9 protein-coding genes and 1 tRNA gene are annotated in these 21,250 nt (G+C 60.8%); 3 read left to right on the top strand and 7 right to left on the bottom strand.

Features of this window, described 5'->3' with window-relative positions; translation table 11 throughout:
* Positions 1–395: 395 nt before the first annotated feature.
* On the bottom strand, positions 396–11,444 hold the full coding sequence (locus tag ACA057_RS12895) for a peroxidase family protein (protein ID WP_497348854.1): 11,049 nt from the start codon (positions 11,442–11,444) through the stop codon (positions 396–398).
* Positions 11,445–12,127: 683 nt separating this feature from the next.
* On the opposite strand from ACA057_RS12895, the gene ACA057_RS12890 reads away from it, so the two are divergent.
* The 3 genes from ACA057_RS12890 to ACA057_RS12880 are packed head-to-tail and all read left to right on the top strand — an operon-like array spanning position 12,128 to position 16,541.
* Positions 12,128–13,864, top strand: a complete 1,737-nt coding sequence (locus ACA057_RS12890; RefSeq protein WP_497348852.1) for a type I secretion system permease/ATPase — start codon at positions 12,128–12,130, stop codon at positions 13,862–13,864.
* A 6-nt stretch (positions 13,865–13,870) separates the two neighbouring features.
* Positions 13,871–15,211, top strand: a complete 1,341-nt coding sequence (locus ACA057_RS12885; RefSeq protein WP_497348850.1) for an HlyD family type I secretion periplasmic adaptor subunit — start codon at positions 13,871–13,873, stop codon at positions 15,209–15,211.
* 1 nt (position 15,212) lies between these two features.
* Positions 15,213–16,541 (top strand): TolC family outer membrane protein, encoded by a 1,329-nt coding sequence (locus tag ACA057_RS12880; RefSeq protein WP_497348848.1) that lies wholly within the window; start codon positions 15,213–15,215, stop codon positions 16,539–16,541.
* 176 nt (positions 16,542–16,717) lie between these two features.
* Here ACA057_RS12880 and ACA057_RS12875 read toward each other — a convergent pair.
* From ACA057_RS12875 to ACA057_RS12850, 6 genes are all read right to left on the bottom strand, one after another.
* Positions 16,718–16,793: transfer RNA gene (locus ACA057_RS12875), tRNA-Gly, on the bottom strand.
* 63 nt (positions 16,794–16,856) lie between these two features.
* Entirely contained in the window at positions 16,857–17,417 is a 561-nt protein-coding gene (pgsA, locus tag ACA057_RS12870) for a CDP-diacylglycerol--glycerol-3-phosphate 3-phosphatidyltransferase (protein WP_401362748.1), read from the bottom strand.
* A 32-nt stretch (positions 17,418–17,449) separates the two neighbouring features.
* Complete coding sequence (uvrC, locus tag ACA057_RS12865; RefSeq protein ID WP_497348845.1) at positions 17,450–19,273, bottom strand: excinuclease ABC subunit UvrC; 1,824 nt, start codon at positions 19,271–19,273, stop codon at positions 17,450–17,452.
* 2 nt (positions 19,274–19,275) lie between these two features.
* Complete coding sequence (gene gacA / locus ACA057_RS12860) at positions 19,276–19,917, bottom strand: response regulator transcription factor GacA (protein WP_008015884.1); 642 nt, start codon at positions 19,915–19,917, stop codon at positions 19,276–19,278.
* 126 nt (positions 19,918–20,043) lie between these two features.
* Positions 20,044–20,487: a GNAT family N-acetyltransferase gene (locus tag ACA057_RS12855; protein ID WP_497348843.1), complete on the bottom strand. Its 444-nt coding sequence runs from the start codon at positions 20,485–20,487 to the stop codon at positions 20,044–20,046.
* On the bottom strand, positions 20,487–21,245 hold the full coding sequence (locus ACA057_RS12850; RefSeq protein WP_497348841.1) for a carbon-nitrogen hydrolase family protein: 759 nt from the start codon (positions 21,243–21,245) through the stop codon (positions 20,487–20,489). The genes ACA057_RS12855 and ACA057_RS12850 overlap by 1 nt, the downstream gene beginning before the upstream one ends.
* Between the last annotated feature and the right edge of the window lie 5 nt (positions 21,246–21,250).

The raw sequence follows: 21,250 nt of genomic DNA, 5'->3' as shown, positions 1-21,250 counted from the left end.
GCCGCCTGGAAAAACACCTTTCCCGGGGCACTCTCAGGCGTGTAATGCTTGCCCTTCCGAGGAGCCACTCTCATGCGCATCAAACCGCTAATCTTCTCGCTGGCACTCACGCTTTACATTTTCACGATAGGGGCAGCCTGGAGTCTTATCGGCTTGTTCAGCAACTAAGAGCCGGTGGGAAACATTCATCAAAATGTTCAAGGTTGAGCTCCCCTTTCTCCACTCCCCAGTCAAATGTTGATCACGCGTTTCCTTCTGTCCGACCTACCGATCTGCCAGGAGGGTGCATCCATTCTCAGCGTAACAAACGGCCAGTTTCTTAGAAAAAAAAGAGGGAGGGCATCCCTGCCCTCCCCTCCGCTTTTCACGCGTCTGTAACCGTACTGATCAGGACCTCAAGTGGCGAGAATGAAGTCTGCGGCAGTGACGGTTGTTGCATCGGCCACACCGACCAGGCGGATGGAGTCAGCTATTCCTGCAGAGCTGATCAAGGTATCCGCACCGACATCGGTGATGATGACGATGCCGGCAAAGGTCGCCGCTGTGACGCCGAACGAGGAAATGTCGAGCCGGTCCTGGCCTCCCACCGCGTCGGCGTCGAAGCCGATGATCTGATCGACCCCGAAGCCCGCTGCGAACATGAAGATATCGTTGCCACTGCTGGCAACCATCGTGTCGTTGCCGGCACCACCCGTGACCGTATTGTTGCCGGTCCCTCCATCGATAACGTCATTGCCGATCCCTCCCAGCAATGTGTCGTTGGCGTCACCACCGAGCAGCGTGTCGTTGCCTGCGCCACCATTCAAGACATCCGCCCCATCACCGCCGTCGAGGCTGTCATCGCCCGTGCCGCCGTTCAGGGTATCCGTGCCAATGCCACCGAACAGTTGGTCGTTACCGGCGTCGCCATTCAGTGTGTCGTTGCCACCGTTGCCGGTGAGGATGTCGTTGCCGTCGCCACCATTGAAGGTGTCATTACCCACCCCGCCGGTGATGGCGTTGTTCAACACGTTGCCGTTGCCGACGAAGTTGCCGACGCCGGTGTAGGTCAGATTTTCGACATTAGCGCCCAGCGTATAGCTGGCCAGCGACGTCTGCACGGTGTCCGTACCGCCACCCGCTGCCTCGACCACCACGTCTGCGGCGACATCGACAACGTAGGTATCGTTGCCCGCCCCCCCCACCAACCGGTCAGCACCTGCACCGCCATTGAGGACGTCGTTACCCACCCCGCCGGTGATGGTGTTGGCTAGCGCGTTACCGGTACCGGTGAAGTTACCGGTGCCCGTATAGGTCAGGTTCTCGACGTTGGTACCGAGCTGGTAGGTCGTCAGACTGGCTTGCACCAGATCAGTACCACCCCCCAGAGCCTCGGTGACAAGGTCACCGACGTTGTCGACCACAAAGGTGTCGTTGCCGGCACCGCCGCTCATGACATCCGCGCCAAGCCCACCGTTGAGGGTGTCATCGCCGTCCTCGCCATTGAGGACGTCGTTGCCGTCTCCGCCGTTGAGGATGTCGTTGCCCGTACCGCCAAACAACTGGTCGATACCGGCGAGGCCATTCAGCGTATCGTTCCCGCCCAGGCCAAGCAGCACATCGTTACCCGCGGTGCCGGTGAGGGTGTTTGCCAACGCATTGCCCTGCAGTGTCACGCCCTGTACTACAATCGCCGTCGCCGCTGTCGCTGCAGAGGTCACCGACTCCAGCGTGCCGAAGCCATCGGTGTAGCGCACGATCACTCGCAGTTGCAGATTGACCTGCGCCGCACCTGGGGTGAAGGTCGCCGCCGTCGCGCCGTTGATGTTAGTGAAGGTCGCGCCAGTACCTTGCTGCCACTGGAAGCTGAAGGTACCCAGTCCATCCGCATCGGCAATCCCACCCGTCAGCGCGGTCAGCACCTGCCCTTGATCCGGTGTCGTATCGCTGATCAGCAACAGGCCTGTCGGTGCATCGTTGACGTTGGCCACCGGCCCCAGGACGTTGGACGAAACGCTTTCGGCCGCACCGAAATCATCCACGTAACTGACCACCACGCGCACTGCCTGGCCGACCTGAGCCTGCCCAAGCGCAAACGTGCTACCGGTAGCGCCGGCGATGTTGACGAAGCCAGGCCCGTTGTTCGCCTGCCATTGGTAGGTGAACTGCGGATTGCTGAGGCCATCAACGTCGATGATGCTCGCCGGGTTAGCCGTCAATACCTGGTTCTGCGCGGCAAGCCCGGTGACGGTCGGCCCAGCAGTCGGTGCATCGTTGACGTTGTCCACCGGCCCCAGGATGTTGGACGAAACGCTTTCGGCCACACCGAAGGCATCCACGTAACCGATCACCACGCGCACTTCCTGGTCGACCTGAGCCTGGCCAAGCGCGAATGTGCTGCCGGTAGCGCCGTTGATGTTGACGAAGCCAAGCCCGTCGTTCGCCTGCCACTGGTAGGTGAACTGCGGATTGCTCAGGCCATCGAGGTCGACGATGCTCGACGGGTCAGCGGTCAACACCTGGTTCTGCACGGCCAGCCCGGTAACGGTCGGCCCTTCGGTCGGTGTACTGTTCCCGGACGAATCGACGATCTCCAGCGTGCCCTTGCCATCCTGGTACACCGCCCGGACGCGGATGTTCAGGCCCGCCACATCGTCCGCCACCCGATAGGTGGTGCCGATCGCCCGCGTGGCCTCACCCGCGGCGACAGTGGTGATGTCTTCAAAGATGCCCGACCCGGGAATGGTTTCAACCTGCCAGTAGTAAGCCACCGCACCCGTCACCGCACCGGTCGGATTGGTTACGCTTTGGCTGTCGGCGTCGTGTACTCCCCTGTCACTGACTCGCAGCAACTGGCCAGCGACAGGCGTTTCGTCACGCACACCGGTGGCCGCATCGAGGATGGCCAGATGACCCGATGGGTCGTTGTTTTGCGCGGTCCCCACTCCGGACGCCAGCGCAACGTCAGCGAACTGCAGACGCTCGACGCCCGTCAGGCGATCGACGCCATCACGCCCTGCCACCGAGTCGGTCACGATGACCGTGTCGCCATCGACCTCGATACCGTATTCGCCCAAATTACCGGAGAACAACGCCGTGTCGAAGCTGTTATCGCCGGCCAGAATCTCCCGCACGATGACCAACTGGCCCGGGTTGTAAGTACCGTTCAGCATGAACGGCACCAGTGGCTCCATGCTGTCGAACGTGGCAATTTCAGCGCCAGTGCCGTCAACGTTTTCCCGTACGCTGATGCGTACGTTCAGCCACTTGTCGCCATCGATGATGTCGTCACCCCCGCGACCTTCGATCAGGTCGCTACCGCTACCACCGAGGATGATGTTGCCGCCATCGAAGAACGTCGCTCCGTCTGGCAGCAATTCAGCCAGGCCGTTGATCAGGTTGATGTGGGTCAGCACACTGCCGGTTGCACCCGAAGTCGGCAGCGAGGTGGCATCTTCGTTATCACCGCGCAGGAAGTCACCGTGCGATGAACCCGACAGACCTTCCATGATGTCGAAACGCACCAGCGCTGAAGCACCCGAACCCGGCATCGGCGGCACATCGAAAAAGCGGTCGGTGAAATCGATGGTCACGCCCTGGGCGAGCCCCTTGAAGGTTGCCCAGTCATAGCCGGAGCCACCGATATATCGGTCACCCAGGCCGAGACTGCCGACCATGATGTCGTCGCCGCCTTCGCCGTTGAACTTATCGTTCTCGTTACCGCCGATGAACACATCGTGGCCGATCACCGGGTCATTGCCCGCCGGGTCGAAGTTGTCGCCAGGTGCACCGTCCGACGTGCCCTTCTCGATCCAGTCGTCGCCTTCGTTCCCCATGTCCTGTTCGTTGGCTTTGCTGCCCAGGATGAAGTCGTTGCCCTGGCCCCCAATGGCCTCGGAAGCGTCCTCACCGGTCACGATGAAGTCATTGCCGAACCCGCCAATGATCAGGTTGACGCCGTTGCCACCGTGCAGCACGTCGTTGCCGTCGCCACCCTGGATGTTATCGTCGCCACCGCGGTCGGTGATGATGTCGTCGCCGGCACCACCGCGCAGTTGGTCGTTGCCGTCACCCCCTTCGATGCGATCGTTGCCGCCGTCGCCCCAGACCGTGTCATCGCCTTCACTGGCGATGAGGATGTCTGCATTGTTGGTGCCGCCCAACACGATGTGCTCTTCACCCGAGTACCGGATGTAGTTGCTGTCCGGCCCTGCGGTCAGCGGGTTGTCGCGGAACACCACCTGCTCGCCGTTCTCGCCCAGCGGATCGGCGTTGCCCAGGCCATCGTTGTACTGCTTGCTCTGGTCCCTTTCCAGATACAACCCTGGGTCCGAGAACACCAGGCCCGGCAAGTGCGTCGCCGAGGTGTTGGCCATGATCAGCTTGGCGAACGAGTTGCTTTCCAGTTCGGCGTTCATTGACAGGCCAGCGGTACGCTCCAGGTAGTAGAAGCGGTCACCGTCCTGCAGTTTTTCCAGCTGGTTCTCGAACACGAAGTTGAAGGTCGAGCCGAGCATGCCGCCGAACGGCGTTTTCTCTTCGGCCAGGCCGCCGATCCACAGGTCGATGGCATCGACGCCCGTGATCGTCACACCCTTCAGGTCGTCAGCCGTACCGAGCAGCCCATCTTTGCCTGCACGGGTTACGTTGGCCCAGGCACCCGTGCCGTTGAGGAAGTCCAGGCGATCAGCCGGCGCATCCTCACCCCCTAATACCAGCGCCAGGGCTGCCGCGCGTTTACCTTCCAGCGTGGTCGCCGCGGTGATCGTGTCATGGGTGCCATACGCCGCGATGAAGTTGATCAACGACTCAGGATGTTTGAGGTGCTGCACCAGGTCGACCCAGCTGATGTAAGGCGTGAGTTGGGTATCACCGGTCTGGCTGTAGATCTCGCGGCGAACCGCATTGAGCGAAGGAATCCCCACGTCGCGGCCACGGGCGATGTTCAGCGCCGGCAGGTCGAGTGGCAGGCCGAGCAGGTTGTTGCGCAGCGCCTCGGTGACGAACTCGTCGATTTCGTTACCCGCTTGCCGCGTCATCCCACGCACGATCGCACTGGTCGCATCCTCGGGTGTCACGCCACTGGCGGCGTACGCCAGCGGGTTGAGGAACGCCGCGATCAGGCCCATTTGCTGATCAGGATCAGCACTGTTCGGATCGCCAATCACATTGAAATCGACGTCGAAGCGATCGACGGTCTCGGTCAGCATCGAGTGGCCAAACCGGTACACGGTGTGGGCGAACTCGGCGACGATCGAGGCATCGAGGTCAACGTCATAGACCTGGGTCGGTGCGAAGAACAGATCGACCCGGGGCTGGATGGTCCGGGCAAACTCCTCGAACACCAGGTGCTGATACTGCATCTCGGTGCCGAACTTGGCAGCCTGGAACAGGCGCTCGCCATTCCACACCAGCGCATCGATCTCAGCCTGGTTGACTGGCAACGCGCTCACCGGGTTGAGCAGCCACTCGTTGAGGAAGGCCACGTCACCCGAATCGAGTACGGTGTCCTGGGTCTGCGCGACCAGCCGATTGTGCTCGGCGTGAAAGATCGCATGCACCGCGGTCAGGCCGATGTTCTCGTTGACCCGGCCGTCGCCAGCGATGTAATGCGCATCGAGCAACTCGTTGTCGTAGGCCAGGTTGGCCCCGGTTTGCGGATTGAACGGCACTGCGTTACCGATGTTGCTATCCGCATCAGGCACGAGCACACCACCGCTGAACACCGGCGCGGCATTGTGAGCGATGTCGGCGAGGAACTGGTGACCGGTGCGCACAGCATTGGTCAGGCTAATGGGGGAAAGCGGATTGCCTTCGACAAGGACGTCATCCGCCGTGCCACCCAGACCGTCAGCCCCCTTCATCACGACCATCGGGAAGCCGTTCGGCCCCTTGATGAAATTGCCATAGGCGTCCGTCGCCAACAGCGGGGAATTTTCGACGTCGGCATCGGTAAGGCGGATCCCCAGAATGTCGTTGGCCTGTGCCTTGACCACCTTCCAGGTCGCCATACCACCGATTTCAGTGTCGTCTGCGGTACCAAATTTGCCATCCGCCCCCAGGTCACGGTTAGTGATCAGCCTGCCGGTCGCGACGGGGCCGTTGTCGGTCAGCTCATAACCGCGCAGGAAAACCTGGTGCGACGGGTGGGAGCTGTAGGTCTGGTTCTGGTCCACGAACGGCGTCGTGGTGTTGGTGTGCTCACGGATGTCGTCGGCCGTGCCGAGAATGCCATCCGCCCCTGGCTGGTTGGTCGCGCGGGTCAGCACCATGAAGTTAGTGTTGCCACCGGGCACATACAGCGGATCATCCGGTTGCAGCGGGATGAAGATGGTGCCCGAACCGCCTTTGGTCACCAGGTCCAGACCGTGATCGAAGAACTGCCCGAAAAAGGTCATCCAGGCGTTGAACGGCGCGGACAACCCCGCATCCGCAGTGGTGTTCTCGAACAGGTACACATCGTGGTCGTCGTCAGTACCGAACTGACCATCCATGCCGGGACTGGCGACTATGCGTACGCCATCCTTGAGCACGTCGTCGTTATCCACCGTGCCGAAGTTGAGCACACCGTCCGCGCCCGCGTCGTAAGCCGTGGCATAGGCCGCCGGGTTGTTCGACGTCTGGTCGACGATCAGATTACTGATGGTGCGCGGTTGCGAGTCAAACACTGAGCCGCTGGTCTGCTGGTACGACGAGCCCGGAATGGCCGGCGAGCCGGGGCCAAAGAACCCGGCGGGAGCACCTTCCGCCGGATTGAAGACCGGATCGGTCAAACGCGGGAAGGTGTTGTCCGCGGCACCAAATTCGGTGTTGTTGATGCCGTTGAGGTTCATCAGGTTGTTGTTCGAGCCATCGACCGCGCGCAGGCCCAACGGCGCGCGAATATTCGGGATCAGCGAGAGAATGTCCTGACCGGCCGCGTCTGCCTCGGCAATCTTGATCTGATCAAGAATGAAGTTGAGGTCGGAGCGGACCATGTGAAGGCCCTCGCCACCCGCCGTGGCATCGACGACAGGTGCCTGCGCCGTCGGCACCACCGGTGCGCCGGGAACCACCACGGACGTCGGCTGCGAGAACACCACTTCAGTCGTGCCATGACCATCCTGGTAGATCGCCTTGACCCGCAGTGCCAGCCCGGCAAGATCCGGGGAGACCTTGAACGTGGTGCCGTCGGCACTTTGGAACCCCAGGTCACCCGCCGGTAGCAGGATGATGTCTTCGAACACGCCGGTGCCGGGGTCGGCTTCGAACTGCCAGTAGTAGGACACCGAAGCGTTGTTGACGAAACCCTGCAGGTTGCCCACCGCGATGTTGTTGCCATCGCGCACACCGGCCATGCTCACGGTCAGTGTGTCGCCCACGGTGATTTCGCCGCCGTTGCCGTCCGTGACGGTCGGCCTGCCCGTCGGTTGTGCGTTCAGCCCCGGCACCAGCACTTGCTGGGTATCGGCGAATTGCAGGCGTTCGATGTGCAGCAAGGTATCGGTGCCGTCGCGACCCACTTCGGTGTCGGTCACCGTCCAGACATCGTCCGCCACATTGGCCGTGCCGCGGGTATCACGCGTCACCACATACTCGGACTGGAGCCCGGAGAAAATGGCGGTGTCGAAAGCCGCCCCGCCTGTCGAAGTGCCGGGCATGATTTCCCGCACAGCCTTGAGCTGACCCGGGTTAAAGGTGCCGTCCAGCATGAACGGGATCATATCGACCATGCTGTCGAAGGTGGCGATCTCGGGGCCGGTATGATTGACGTCACCGACGTCATACACCGCAATCCTGACGTTGAGCCATTTGTCGCCATCGATCAAATCATCGCCACCGCGACCCTCGATCAGGTCACTGCCATTGCCACCGAGGATGATGTTGCCCGTGGCAAAGCCGGTGGTCGGCAAACCGGCATCGGCCAGAAACTGCTCCAGTCCGCGGATCAACGCCACATTGGTCAGCGCACTGCCCGTGGTACCACCGTGGTTGATGATAGTGTCCGCATCAACATTATCGCCCATGAGCACATCGCCGAATTGCGAACCGGACAAGCCTTCAACCTCGGCAAAACGGTCGAGAATCGAGGCCGGCGAGGCGCCGACCGGATTGAACACCCCGTTGTTCTGGTTTGGCGCGTTGCCGTGTGGCTGCGCCAGTTCGGCCATGGTCAGGTCAACGGTCACACCGACCCTGTCATTTTTATGGGTTACCCAGTCGAAACCGGACATGCCGTCCATATTGTCCTGGGCATCGCTGCCGACAAAGATGTCATCGCCACCCTCGCCGATCATTTCGTCGAAGCCACCACCACCGACAAAGATATCGTTTCCGATCGTATCGTCATTGAGCAACGGCGAGGCGTTATCGCCAGGCGCACCGTCCTGGGTGCCCTTTTCGATCCAGTCATCGCCTTCGTTGCCGGTAGCGGGCAGGTTGGTCTTGGCGCCGAGGATGAAATCGTCACCCTGGCCGCCGAAGGTGGTGCTGATGTCTTCAGTAGTGATGATGAAGTCCTGGCCATCGCCCCCAAGGATCAGGTTGCCTCCAGCCAGCATGCTACCGGCGATGATCACATCGTTACCGGCATTGCCTTCCAGACGGTTGTCGCCAAACGAGTCGGTGATGATGTCATCGCCCGCGCCGCCCAGTACCGCATCGTTCCCGGCGCCGCCTTCGAGGCGATCGTTGCCGCCGTCGCCATAAAGGGTGTCATCGCCATCGCCGGAGACGATGATGTCATTACCGGCGGTGCCTCCCAGGACGACATGGTCTTCACCGGTGTATTGCAGATAATTATTGTCCGCACCCGCAGTGTTGGGGTTATCGCGGATCACCAGCGGCACGATTTCCACGCCGTTGATCAACAGACCGCCCGTCGGATCGGCGTTGCCGCCCGCGCCAAGGTTAGTGAACTGATTGGCCTGATTCACTTCGAGGGTGAACGTCGGCGTCAGGAACACGGTGTTCGACAGGTGGGTGACATCGGTGTTGAGCATCATCAGCTTGGCAAAGGAGTTGTTCTCCAACTCGGTGCCGAAGTTCAGGCCCGCGGTACGCGACAGGTAGTAGAAGCGATCGCCGTCCTGCAACGCCTCCATCTGGGTTTCAAACACGAAGTTGAACGTCGAGCCGAGCATGCCGCCGAACGGCATTTTCTGCTCGGCGAGGCCACCCACCCAGAAGTCGATGTCGTCGAGACCCGTGATCGTCACACCCGTCACGTCGTCGGCAGTGCCCACCAGGCCATCCTTGCCGGCCAGCGTTACGTTGGCATAGGCACCGGCGCTGTTGAGGAAGTCCAGGCGATCAGCCGGTGAACCCGCACCGCCGAACACCAGCGCCAAGGCTGCGGCGCGTTTGTCTGCCAGGGTGGTTGCCGCCGTAATCGTGTCATGCGTGCCATAGGCCGCGATGAAGTTGACCAACGACTCGGGATGCTTGAGGTGGTCCGCGAAGTCAGCCCAACTGATGTAAGGCGTGAGTTGGCTGTCGCCGGTTGATGCGTACATCTCACGCCGCGCTTCATTCAACGTGGGGATGCCGGTGTCGCGACCACGCGCCAGGTTCAGGGCCGGCAAATCGAGCGGTAGCCCCAGCAGATTGTTGCGCAACGCTTCGGTGACGAACTCGTCGATCTCGTTGCCGAGTTGGCGGGTCACACCGCGAATGATCGCCCCTGCCGCTTCGTCCGCAGTCGCCCCGCTGCCGGCAAACGCCAGCGGGTTGAGGAAGGCCGCGATCAGCCCCATCTGCGAGTCCGGGTTGTTCGGGTCAGTGAGGAGCGGATTGAATTCGGGGTCGAAGCGATCGACGGTCTCGGTCAACATCGAGTGACCGAAGCGGTACACCACGTGGGCGAACTCGGCGAGGATGGCCGGGTTGATCGAGGTGTCATACCCGTTGGGTGCAAGGAATGCGTCGACCTGCGGCTGAATGGTCCGCGCGAACTCCTCGAACACCAGGTGCTGGTACTGCATCTCGGTGCCGAACTTGGCGGCCTGGAACAGGCGCTCGCCGTCCCACACCAACGCCGCGATCTCGGCGGGTGTCGTCGGTATCGCGGCCACGTCGTCCACCAGCCACTCATTGAGGAAGGCCAGATCGCCGGCGGCAAGGAGGGTGTCCTTGCTTTGTTGGACCAGGCGGTTGTGTTCGGAGTGGAACACATGGTGCACGGAGGTCAGGCCGATGTTCTCGTTCACCCGACCGTCGCCGGCAATGTAGTGAGCATCCAGCAGTTCGTTGTCGTAGGTCAGGTTGTTGCCGCCCGCCCCAGCTGGCTGCGCATTACCGACATCGGTGTCAGCGTCCGCTTGCAGAACCCCGCCGACGACTACCGGCGCGGCATTGTGGGCGATGTCGTCGAGGAAGCCATGTCCGGCGCTCACGGCGCTGGCCAGGCTGATCGGAGCATCGCGGTTGCCTTCGACCAGTTGCGTGACGTCATCAGCCGTCCCGGCGATCCCGTCAGCCCCGTTGCTGACGCGCATCACCACCTGCGGCATGCCGCTCGGTCCCCGGAGGAAATTGCCATACGCATCGGTTGCCAGCAGCGGCACGCTGTGCACATCGGCGTCGGTCAGGTTGATACCGAGAATGTCACGGGCCTGGGCCTTGACCACTGCCCAGGTCGCCATGCCACCATTTTCGCCGTCGCCATCATCGGCAGTGCCAAACTTGCCGTCGGCACCGAGATCGCGGTTGGTAATCAAGCGCCCCGTTGCAACCGGGTCACCTGCCGCGTTGAGGACATACTCGCGCAGGAACACCTGATGCGAGGGGTGCGAGCTGTACGTCTGGCTTTGGTCCACGAACGGCGAGGTGGTGTTGGGCTGGCTATCATCGGCAGTGCCGAGAATTCCGTCCGCGCCGGGGGTGTGCACGGCACGTGACAGCACCATGAAGTTGGTCGGGCTGCCCGGCACGAACAACGGATCGTCCGGCTGCAGCGGCACAAACACGAAGTCGGTACTGCTCTTGGTAACCAGGTCGAGGCCGTGGTCGAAGAACTGGCCAAAGAAGGTCATCCACGAGTTGAAGCCGGCGGTCAGACCCGCGTCCGGCGACTGGTTAGGGATGAAAAAAACTTCCTTGTCGTCGGCCGTGCCGAACACGCCATCCAGACCGGGGCTGATCACCGGGTCGGCACCGCCGTTCGCCGCTACGGCGGCCGGGTTGTTGGCGGTCTGGTCGACGATCAGGTTACTGATAGTCCGAGGCTGCGAGTCGAACACCGTCCCTGACGCGGCATAGGCCGCTCGATACTGGGCATCAAGCAGGCGCAGGAAGGAATTGTCCGCGGCGCCAAACTCGCTTTGCCCGGCGACCAGGTTGTTGTCGCTGCCATCGACGGTGCGCAGGCCGTATGGCACCTGACTGTTGGGTAGTAAATCACTGAGGCTGGCGCCGTCGGCATGCGCTTCTGCGATGAAGATTTGCTTGAGGATGAATTCCAGGTCCGACTTGTTGAAATTGGCCATTTTGATTGCCCTCGATCTCTTTGGGGAGGGGCACGGGACGATAAGAATCCTCCCGCGCTCAGTCCGGTGCTGGCTTGCGCAGTGTGTTGGTTCTTTTTTTTTGGGCGAGCGCTGGCACGGGAAGGCAGAGCCGTTACATGGCCCCTCCGGGATGCGCGCCTGGAATTCGCGAAGACGGGCTCGCAGAGCGATTAGGCAGAGCGAGTCCGAGCCTTGGGCGGGCCATGGACACTTGAAGAAAAGGCGAACGTCTTGAACATCCCCTTCACTCTGCGGAAGAACGAAATCATCGACATGTGCGCTCCATCGGGAAAATCATCACGCCTGGCGTTGCCAAAAAGTTGACAAGCTTGAGGCGCGCGTCTCCCTCAATGATTGAGACTAAAGTCGCAGAGTGAAAAATTGTCAATTTTACGGCACGCAAAACAGACAATTGGTAATAGATCTCACAACTAGATGTTTTTAAACGACTTATAGATAGTTCGTTGCGATATTAGAGCGAAATGTTATTTCAGATTGTTTCGCCCCCACCTACGCTGCTGGCTATGGAAGCAACGCAGCGATTGGCAGGTGATGCGCCCCTAGAGCGACCAACCTGCACATCAACGAGCGGCCTGCGGTACTGCTTTTTTTAGTTGTTGCGCCGCAAGGGCACACGGCTTTTCGAAGAGGGGGGTCACCCAATGCACAAACAATCGAGTACCCGATCCGAACTGGCCGACGCGCTTTTTCGACTCCGCCAAAGTTTTTACTCGCTCGCCGGGTTCAGTGGCGTCATCAACGTCATGATGTTGACGCCAGCCATTTATATGCTGCAGGTCTATGATCGGGCCCTGGTCAGTCGTAACGTCACAACATTGACGATGCTGACCATCCTGGTGATAGGCCTGTTCCTGCTGATGGCCACACTGGAGATGTTCCGCACCCGCGTGCTGATCCGGGTCGGCAACTGCCTCGACATGGACCTCAATCGACGCGTTTTCACCGCAGCATTCGAGCGCAACCTGAGCCGCGCCGGGGGTAATCCGGCCCAGGCCCTCCAGGATCTTGCACAGGTGCGCCAGTTCCTCACCGGCAATGGCCTGTTCGCTTTCTTTGATGCGCCATGGACGCCGATCTACCTGCTGGTCGCCTATCTGATCCATCCGCTGCTCGGATTGATCACGCTGATCGGCTCGCTGATTCTGGTAGGCCTGGCTTATCTCACCGAGAAGGCCACACAAAAGCCACTGGCCGAAGCCAACCAGGCCGCCCTCTCCTCCGCCAGCTACGCCAACAACAACCTGCGCAACGCCGAGGTCATCGAGGCCATGGGTATGCTGCCCTCGATCGGCAAGCGCTGGTACCAAAGCCATTTGCGCATCCTGGAAATGCAGACCCTGGCCTCCGACCGTGCCGCCCTGATCAGCAGCACCGGGCGCTTCGTGCGTATCACTTTGCAGTCGCTGATCCTCGGCGCCGGCGCGCTGCTGGCGATCGAAGGCAAGATCACCCCCGGGATGATGATTGCTTGCTCGATCCTCACCGGCCGCGCGCTGGGCCCGGTGGAACAAGTCATTGCGTCGTGGAAGCAGCTGCTTGGCTGCCGTTCGGCCTGGGGCCGGTTGAACGAGATGCTCAACGACTATCCGCGCCGGCCGCCGAGCATGTCGCTGCAGCGGCCGCTGGGCATGTTGGCGGTGGAGAATGTGTATGCCGGGTCCCCTGGCACCGGCAACACGATTCTGCGTGGGGTGAGCCTCAACCTTTCCCCCGGGGAAAGCCTTGGCATTATCGGTCCATCCGCCTCGGGCAAATCCACCCTCGCCCGCCTGTTGGTCGGCGTCTGGCCGGCACAGGCCGGCAAGGTGCGCCTGGACGGCGCGGACATATTCACCTGGGACAAGGGCGAGCTGGGTCCTTGGCTCGGTTACCTGCCGCAGGATGTGGAGCTGTTCGAGGGCACCATCGCCGACAACATTGCGCGCTTTGGTGAAGTGGACAGTGACGCGGTCATCCGTGCCGCCAGGGCGACGGGCGTGCACGAGATGATCCTGCGTTTGGCACAGGGTTACGAGACCCGTCTGGGCACCGATGGCAGCCCGCTTTCCGGAGGCCAGAAGCAACGCATCGCCTTGGCCCGCGCGCTGTATGGAGAACCCAACCTGATTGTGCTGGATGAGCCGAACGCCAACCTCGACGACGTCGGCGAAAAGGCCTTGGTCGATGCGTTGGCCCAACTCAAAAACCGCGGCGCCACCGTGATTCTGATTTCCCACCGTCCCAATGTGCTCTGCGCCGTCGACAAGGTGCTGATGCTGCGTGACGGCGGCGTGCAGATGCTCGGCACTCGCGACGAAGTATTCGCAGCGCTGCGCAAGGCCAGTGTGATGCCTGCAGGCGCGTCAACTCCGCTGACCTCCGTCAAAGCACGGGAGTAACCGATCATGCAAATGAGCCAACACACCGACATGATGCTCACCGATGCCAGGAACGTGGTGGATCTGGACGTTGGTAAGCCCGTGCGCTGGGGCATGTTGCTGATGCTCGCCGGCTTCGGCGGCTTCCTCTTGTGGTCCTGGCTGGCGCCACTGGATGCCGGCGTGGTAGCGACAGGCACGGTGAAAGTCACCAGCAATCGCAAAGCCGTGCAGCATCTGAGCGGCGGCACCGTGGAAGCCATTCTTGTTCGCGAAGGCGATGCCGTGAAAAAAGGCCAGGAGGTGGTCCGCCTCGACTCGTTGCGTGCCGCTGCTGAACAGGGTGCGGTCAGCGCCCAGTACATCGTCAGCAAGACGGTGGAAAACCGCCTGGAAGCGGAACGTGACGGCCGCGCTGTGGTGAACTTCGACCCCGAATTGCTCAAGCGCTTCGGGAATGACTACCGCCTGGTGGCCGCCATGGATCTGCAACAACGCCTGCTGGACACCCGGCGTGCCGGTCTCGCGGGCGAGATCAGCATCCTGCAGGAAAACCTCGCGGCGTCGGCGGTGCAGCTCAATGGACTGCAGCAGGTCTATGGCGCCCGCGCCTCGCAGATCAACTTCCTCAACCAGGAACTGAAAGGCACCCGCGTGCTGGCGGCCGAAGGCTACGTGCCGCGCAACCGTCTGCTTGAGCTGGAACGCAGCAATGCCGACCTCTCCGCCGGCCAGGCCGAGAACCTCAACAACATCGCTCGCGTGCGTAGCCAGACCACCGAAATCAAGCTGCGCATCTTGCAACGCCAGCACGATTACTTGAAGGAAGTCGAATCGCAGCTCACCGACACCGCCAAGGAAAACACCACCCTGGCCGACCGTTTGCGTGCGCTGGACTATGAAGTGACCCACACGGTGATTCGGTCGCCGATCGATGGCATGGTCCAGTCCCTGAGCATTGCGACCATCGGCGGGATCATTCAGCCCGGCTTCAAGATCATGGAAATCGTTCCGGACAACGAACCGTTGCAGGTCGACGCAATGATTCCCGTGCAGGCCATCGACAAGATGGTTCCCGGCCTGGCCGTGGACATCGCCTTCCCGGCCTTCAACCATGCCCAGACGCCGAACATTCCCGGGCGCGTGAAGACCGTCTCCGCCGACCGCTTGCTCGACGAGGAAAGCAAGCAACCGTTCTATCTGGCTCAGGTAGAAGTCACGCCCGATGGCATGAGCCTGCTTGGCAGCAATCACATACGTCCCGGCATGCCCGCCAGCGTCACCATCAAGACGGGTGAGCGCAACCTGCTGAGCTACCTGCTCAAACCCATGCTTGAGCGTGTTGACAGCGCCTTCAAGGAACAATGAAATGGACCGTCATTGCCTGTTCTTCAGCCTGCTGGCGCTGTCCCTCCCGGCCAGCGCCATGGACCTCAAACAAGCCTGGGATCTGTTGCAGTACCAAGGCCCCGTCTATCGCGCCGCCGTGCATGAAAAGGAGGCCGGTGCGCAAAACCGCGACATCGGCATGGCCGGCCTGCTACCGCAAATCAATGCCTCGGCCTACGACAACAAGGTCAATGGCACCCAACGCCAGAGCGGCGTCGACAGAGATCTCGACTACACCTCCAAGGGCGCTAACGTGCGCCTGCGCCAGCCGCTGTTCAACAAACAGAAGATGGCCGAATACCGCCAAGGCCAGCAACGTGCCGACTACAGCGTCGCGGTGTTCGATGCCAAGAGTCAGGACGCCGCGGTGCGTCTGGCTGAAAGCTATTTCGACGTGCTCCTGGCCAGCGAAACCATCGTCCTCGCCAAGTCCAAACTGAACGCCTTCGACGAGCAGCTCGCTTCGGCGAAACGGCGCATGGAGTTGGGGGACGGCACCGTCACCGACATCGACGAGTCGGCCGCTCGTCGCGACCTTGCCGCGGTTGAGCTGATCGAAGCGCAGGACAGCCTGGTCAATGCTCGCCGCAAGCTTGAGGAATTTATCGGTGAAACCCCCGAATCGCTGACCACCTTGCGTCCGAGCTTCGATACGCCACCGCTGCTGCCGAGCAACTTGCAGGACTGGCTGGTCAAAGCCCAGAGCGACAGCCCGCTGATCCATGCGCGCCGTCATAGCAGCGACCTCGCCGAAGAAGAAGTGAAGCGCGCCAAGGCCGGCCACTGGCCAACGCTGGATTTCGTCGCCGGCTACACCGCGGGTCAGAGCCAATCCATCTCCGAGCTCAATCAACGTAACCGCTACGGCTCAATCGGGCTGGAAGTGAACTTTCCGTTGTACAGCGGTGGCGGCACCACCGCATTGACACGCCAGGCGAGTGCCAACAGCTACAAGGCGCTGGACGAACTCGACGCCACGCGCCAGGAAGTGATCACCGGCACCACCCGTGAGTACCGTGGCGTAGAGAGCGGCGCCACGCGTATTCACGCGCTGGAGAAGGCCGTGGAGTCCAGCGAACGCTCGCTGACTTCGACACGCAAGGGCTTCAAAGAAGGAGGCACCAGCACCAACCTGGACGTTCTCAATGCCGAAGAGCTGCTCTTCGTTGCGCGCCACGATCTGTTCGAGGCCAAGCTGCGCTACTTGATGTCACGCCTGCGCCTGGCCTCTTCGGTGGGCAGCCTGGGCGACGACGATATCGACCACATCAACGACTACCTCGGCCCGGAACTGCTGGTCACCAATTGAGGTTCACCGGCACGGCACTTTGGAAAAAAGCCGTGCACCGGATTGATGTACTGGAAAATGTGCCCATTAGGGCTGGATATGAGTGTTTTCAGGAGGGGAGCGGCAAAAGTCTAAGAAAGACTTTTCTCTGGACGAAAAAAAATGGACCTCTTTTCAGAGATCCATTTTTTAATGCTTGGAGCGGGAAACGAGACTCGAACTCGCGACCCCGACCTTGGCAAGGTCGTGCTCTACCAACTGAGCTATTCCCGCGTCTTGGTGAGGCGCATTCTATAGAATCCAGATGCCCCGTCAACCCCTTGATTCAAAAAAGTTTTATTTCTTTTCCACATCGGTCTTCAGATGCGGCCAGGCAGCCCGTAAGTATTGGACCATCGACCACAATGTCAGGCCTGCGGACACCATCAGCAAGGCGTAGCCCACCAGGACCCAGAACGTGAAGTCCGACGGGTTGGCCAGCAGGATCACCAGCGCGAGCATTTGCGCGGCGGTTTTCCACTTGCCCAGGTTCGACACGGCGACGTGAGCTCGGGCGCCGAGTTCGGCCATCCACTCGCGCAGTGCCGAAACGACAATCTCGCGACCGATGATGACCGCGGCCGGCAGCGTCAGCCACAGGTTGCCGTGTTCTTGCACCAGCAACACCAGCGCAACGGCGACCATCAGCTTGTCAGCCACCGGATCGAGAAAAGCCCCGAACGGCGTGCTTTGCTCAAGACGGCGGGCCAGGTACCCATCCAGCCAGTCTGTGGCGGCAGCAAATGCGAAGACCGAGGCGGACGCCAGGTAGCTCCATTGGTACGGCAGGTAGAACAGTAAAATGAAGATCGGAATGAGCAGGACGCGTAGAACGGTAATCAGATTAGGGATATTCATCGGCACAACTGGCTACGAGGTGAGGGGGCATTCTACTCGCTGTGCAGATTTGCATAAATCAACTCTGCGAGCTTTTTACTGATCCCGGGTGCTTTGGCGATCTCTTCGATGCTGGCACGAGACAGCTCCTGCAATCCACCAAAATGTTTCAACAAATCGCGTCGACGGGTCGGTCCGACGCCAGCCACGCCCTCCAGTGTAGACGTGCGGCGTGTTTTGCCACGACGCGCGCGGTGCCCGGTAATCGCGAAACGGTGGGCTTCGTCGCGTATCTGCTGGATCAAATGCAGCGCGGGAGAATCGCCGCGCAAGGTGAATTCGTGGGCAGCATCATTCAGATACAAGGTTTCAAAACCGGCCTTGCGCGTCGCGCCTTTGGCCACACCCAACAGAATCAGGTCGGGCACCGCCAGTTCATTGAGCACGTCGCGGGCCATGGACAACTGACCTTTACCACCGTCCACCAGCAAAATATCCGGTAGCTTGCCCTCCCCGTCCTTCAGTTTGCTGAAGCGTCGGGTCAGGGCCTGGTGCATCGCGGCGTAGTCATCGCCCGGGGTAACGCCTTCAATGTTGTAGCGACGGTAGTCGGACTTGATCGGGCCTTCGGGGCCGAACACCACGCAGGACGCCACGGTGGCTTCGCCGCTGGAGTGACTGATGTCGTAGCACTCCAGACGTTGTGGTGGCTCGTCCAGGTTCAGCACTTCGGCCAAGGCATCGAAACGTGCCGCAACATGTTGACGGTTGGCCAGGCGCGCACCGAGCGCCTGCTCGGCATTGGTGACGGCCAATTGCTGCCAGCGCGCCCGTGTGCCGCGCACCCGATGGCTGATGGTCAGTTCGCGACCTCGCAGTTCATCGATGGCCGCAATCAGGGTCGGGAAGTCTTCGTGAACCACGTTGACGATCAACTCGCTCGGCAAGTCGCGTTCGGGACTGCTGATGAAGTACTGGCCAAGAAACGCGGCCATTACTTCGGATACGTCTTCTTCAATACCCACCTGCGGGAAGAAATTCTTGCTCCCCAGCACTCGGCCGCCGCGCACGCTGATCAAGTGCACGCAGGCGCCGCCCGGATTGACGAACGCCGCGATCACGTCGACATCGCCCGTCCCGCCTTCCATGCTCTGCTGATCCTGGACCCGGCGCAGCAACGAGATCTGGTCGCGCAACTCAGCCGCACGCTCGAACTCAAGGTTGATCGCCGCCTCTTCCATGCCAGCGGACAACTCGTCCGTCAGCGCATTGCTGCGGCCCTCAAGAAACATTACCGAGTGCCGCACGTCTTCGGCATACACCTCGGGCTCCACCAGGCCAACACACGGCGCCTTGCAGCGTTTGATCTGGTATTGCAGACACGGCCGCGTGCGGTTCTTGTAATAGCTGTCTTCGCACTGACGCACAAAAAAGGTCTTTTGCAGCAGGCTCAGGCTTTCGCGAATCGCACCGGCGCTTGGATAGGGCCCGAAATATTTGCCCTTGGCCTTTTTCGCACCGCGATGGATGCTCAAGCGTGGAAACTGGCCATCCGAGAGAAAGACATATGGGTAGGATTTATCGTCGCGCAGCAAGATGTTGTAGGGCGGACGCCATTCCTTGATCAGCGTCTGCTCAAGCAACAAGGCTTCGGTTTCATTGGCCGTGATCGTCGTCTCGACCTGAGCGATACGAGCGACCAGCGCCGCCGTCTTGGGTGCAAGGCCGGATTTGCGGAAGTAGCTGGACAGGCGATTCTTGAGGTTCTTGGCCTTGCCGACGTAGAGCAGGCGTGCCTCGCTGTCGAACATGCGATACACACCGGGGCGCCCGCTGACCGTCGACAGAAAGGCGCTTGGATCGAAGGTGTCAGTCATTTTCAGAGGCTGGCATCGACCATGCCGTGACGAACCGCCAACAGCGTCAGCTCGACATCACTGCTGATCGAAAGCTTTTCGAAAATGCGGTAACGGTAAGTGTTCACGGTTTTTGGCGACAGGCAAAGCTTGTCGGAAATGATCTGGACTTTCTGGCAGCCGACAATCATCAGCGCGATCTGGATCTCCCGCTCGGACAGCGCATCGAACGGCGAATCGTTGGTCGGCTGGAAGGACTTGATCGCCAGCTGCTGCGCAATCTGCGGGCTGATGTAGCGTTGCCCGGCAAATACCAGGCGAATGGCCTGGACCATTTCCGGAAGTCCAGCCCCCTTGGTCAGATAACCGGCGGCCCCCGCCTGCAACAGTCGTGTAGGGAACGGATCTTCTTCGCACACAGTGACCGCGACGACTTTAATGTCCGGATGGCTGCGCAATAATTTGCGCGTGGCTTCAAGACCGCCGATGCCGGGCATCTTGACGTCCATCAGTACCACATCGGGTTTCAATTCACGCGCCTTGAGCAGGGACTCTTCACCTGACTCGGCCTGGCCGACTACTTGCAGGCCATCGATGTCAGCCAGCATTCGTGTAATGCCTGTACGAACGAGATCATGGTCATCGACCACTAGCACCCTAATCAAGCAGACACCTCGCGATATGGTCATATTCAGTTGCCCGACACCTTAGCAAAAAGCGACTGGCAGACCTAGCGGCAAGCGTCATATAAAAAGTTTCAAAGTTCTTGAAAGGCTTGGCGTATGCGTGTTTCAGGGATGCTGGTCACCGACATCGCGCTGCATTCTCAGGAAACACTCGTCCGTGCCGACCACCTTCAGTCCCTTTCGCTCATACAACGCTCGCGCCGGGTTGTTTTCAAAAACCGTCAAACGCATTGCCGGACGCCTTTCCCTGCACGTCATGGCCAATACCTGATCGATCGCCCAGGAACCCGCGCCCTGGCCTCTAAACGCTTCGAGGACGTGCAGTTCGCGGATGTACAGGGCTTTGGCGTCACGACTCAGACTGAAAAAGCCCAGCACGGTACTGCCACTCACAATCAGCCAGTTCTCGCGCCCGGCCCAGCCGACATCGAACCCTTCGTCCTGCCACAGCAGATCGTGTTGTATGTAATAGCGCAGCATGTTGCTGCGCGTCAGCTCACGGGCGAAGTCGAGGTCCCGGGATGTCGCCGGGCGTAAATCAAAGACCATCACCCCTGCGAAACCTCCACTATTTGCCCCTTCCAGCCGTCAGCGTTGCGTCGAGCGACGACCATCACGTTACCGGTACCCGGTGCGGCGGCAATCAATGAACCGTCCGACGCCCAGATTGCACTGCGCCCTGCTGACTCCCAGCCACCCGTTGCACCGCCATGGTTGGCCATCAGGACCGCCATTGAGTGAGAATGGGCATAGCCTTGCAACAACGCCGTATCCGCAGCGTAGCCGTTTTCCGTGATCAGTACGCCTGCGGCATAAAGGTCAGCGCCTTGCTGCGCCGCCGCAGCCGCATGACTGGCGTGAGAGAAATCCGCACACACCGCCAAAGCGACCGTGTCGGCGCCGATTGTCAGCGTCGAACCGCCGGTGCCCGGTGCAAACGCAACCTCCTCGCCTGGGTGCAAATGTTGTTTGCTGTAAATCCCCAGCGAACCGTCGGCGCCCAACACCAGTGCGCCAATCAATACCGGTGAATCGTCCGACAGGCGAATCGGCATCCCGACAACAGCGGTCACGCCGACTTCCCGCGCAACATCGCGCAGCGGTTGCAGCACGGATGCGTCCGGCGCAATGGCCAACAGGGCCGCAAGCCCGCGCTCGTAGCCGGTCAACGACAGCTCCGGGAACACCAGCAAATGCACGCCTTGCTCAGCGGCCACCTGGATGAAGTGTTGATGCCAGGCGATGTTGGCGGCAAGGTCACCGGCGATGGAGATCGATTGAGCGGCGGCTATGGTCAGTGGCGTCATGATTC

It is taken from the genome of Pseudomonas sp. LBUM1661 (assembly GCF_059695925.1).
Note: the sequence above shows the minus strand (reverse complement) of the source record. Positions and strands in the feature narration are given on the sequence as shown.

What these genes read in the sequence shown, in the direction of transcription:
- ACA057_RS12880 (WP_497348848.1), top strand. Translation starts at nt 15,213, where the DNA reads ATGGACCGTCATTGCCTGTTCTTCAGCCTGCTGGCGCTGTCCCTCCCG.
- pgsA (WP_401362748.1), bottom strand. Translation starts at nt 17,417, where the DNA reads ATGAATATCCCTAATCTGATTACCGTTCTACGCGTCCTGCTCATTCCG.
- ACA057_RS12855 (WP_497348843.1), bottom strand. Translation starts at nt 20,487, where the DNA reads ATGGTCTTTGATTTACGCCCGGCGACATCCCGGGACCTCGACTTCGCC.
- ACA057_RS12895 (WP_497348854.1), bottom strand. Translation starts at nt 11,444, where the DNA reads ATGGCCAATTTCAACAAGTCGGACCTGGAATTCATCCTCAAGCAAATC.
- ACA057_RS12890 (WP_497348852.1), top strand. Translation starts at nt 12,128, where the DNA reads ATGCACAAACAATCGAGTACCCGATCCGAACTGGCCGACGCGCTTTTT.
- uvrC (WP_497348845.1), bottom strand. Translation starts at nt 19,273, where the DNA reads ATGACTGACACCTTCGATCCAAGCGCCTTTCTGTCGACGGTCAGCGGG.
- ACA057_RS12850 (WP_497348841.1), bottom strand. Translation starts at nt 21,245, where the DNA reads ATGACGCCACTGACCATAGCCGCCGCTCAATCGATCTCCATCGCCGGT.
- ACA057_RS12885 (WP_497348850.1), top strand. Translation starts at nt 13,871, where the DNA reads ATGCAAATGAGCCAACACACCGACATGATGCTCACCGATGCCAGGAAC.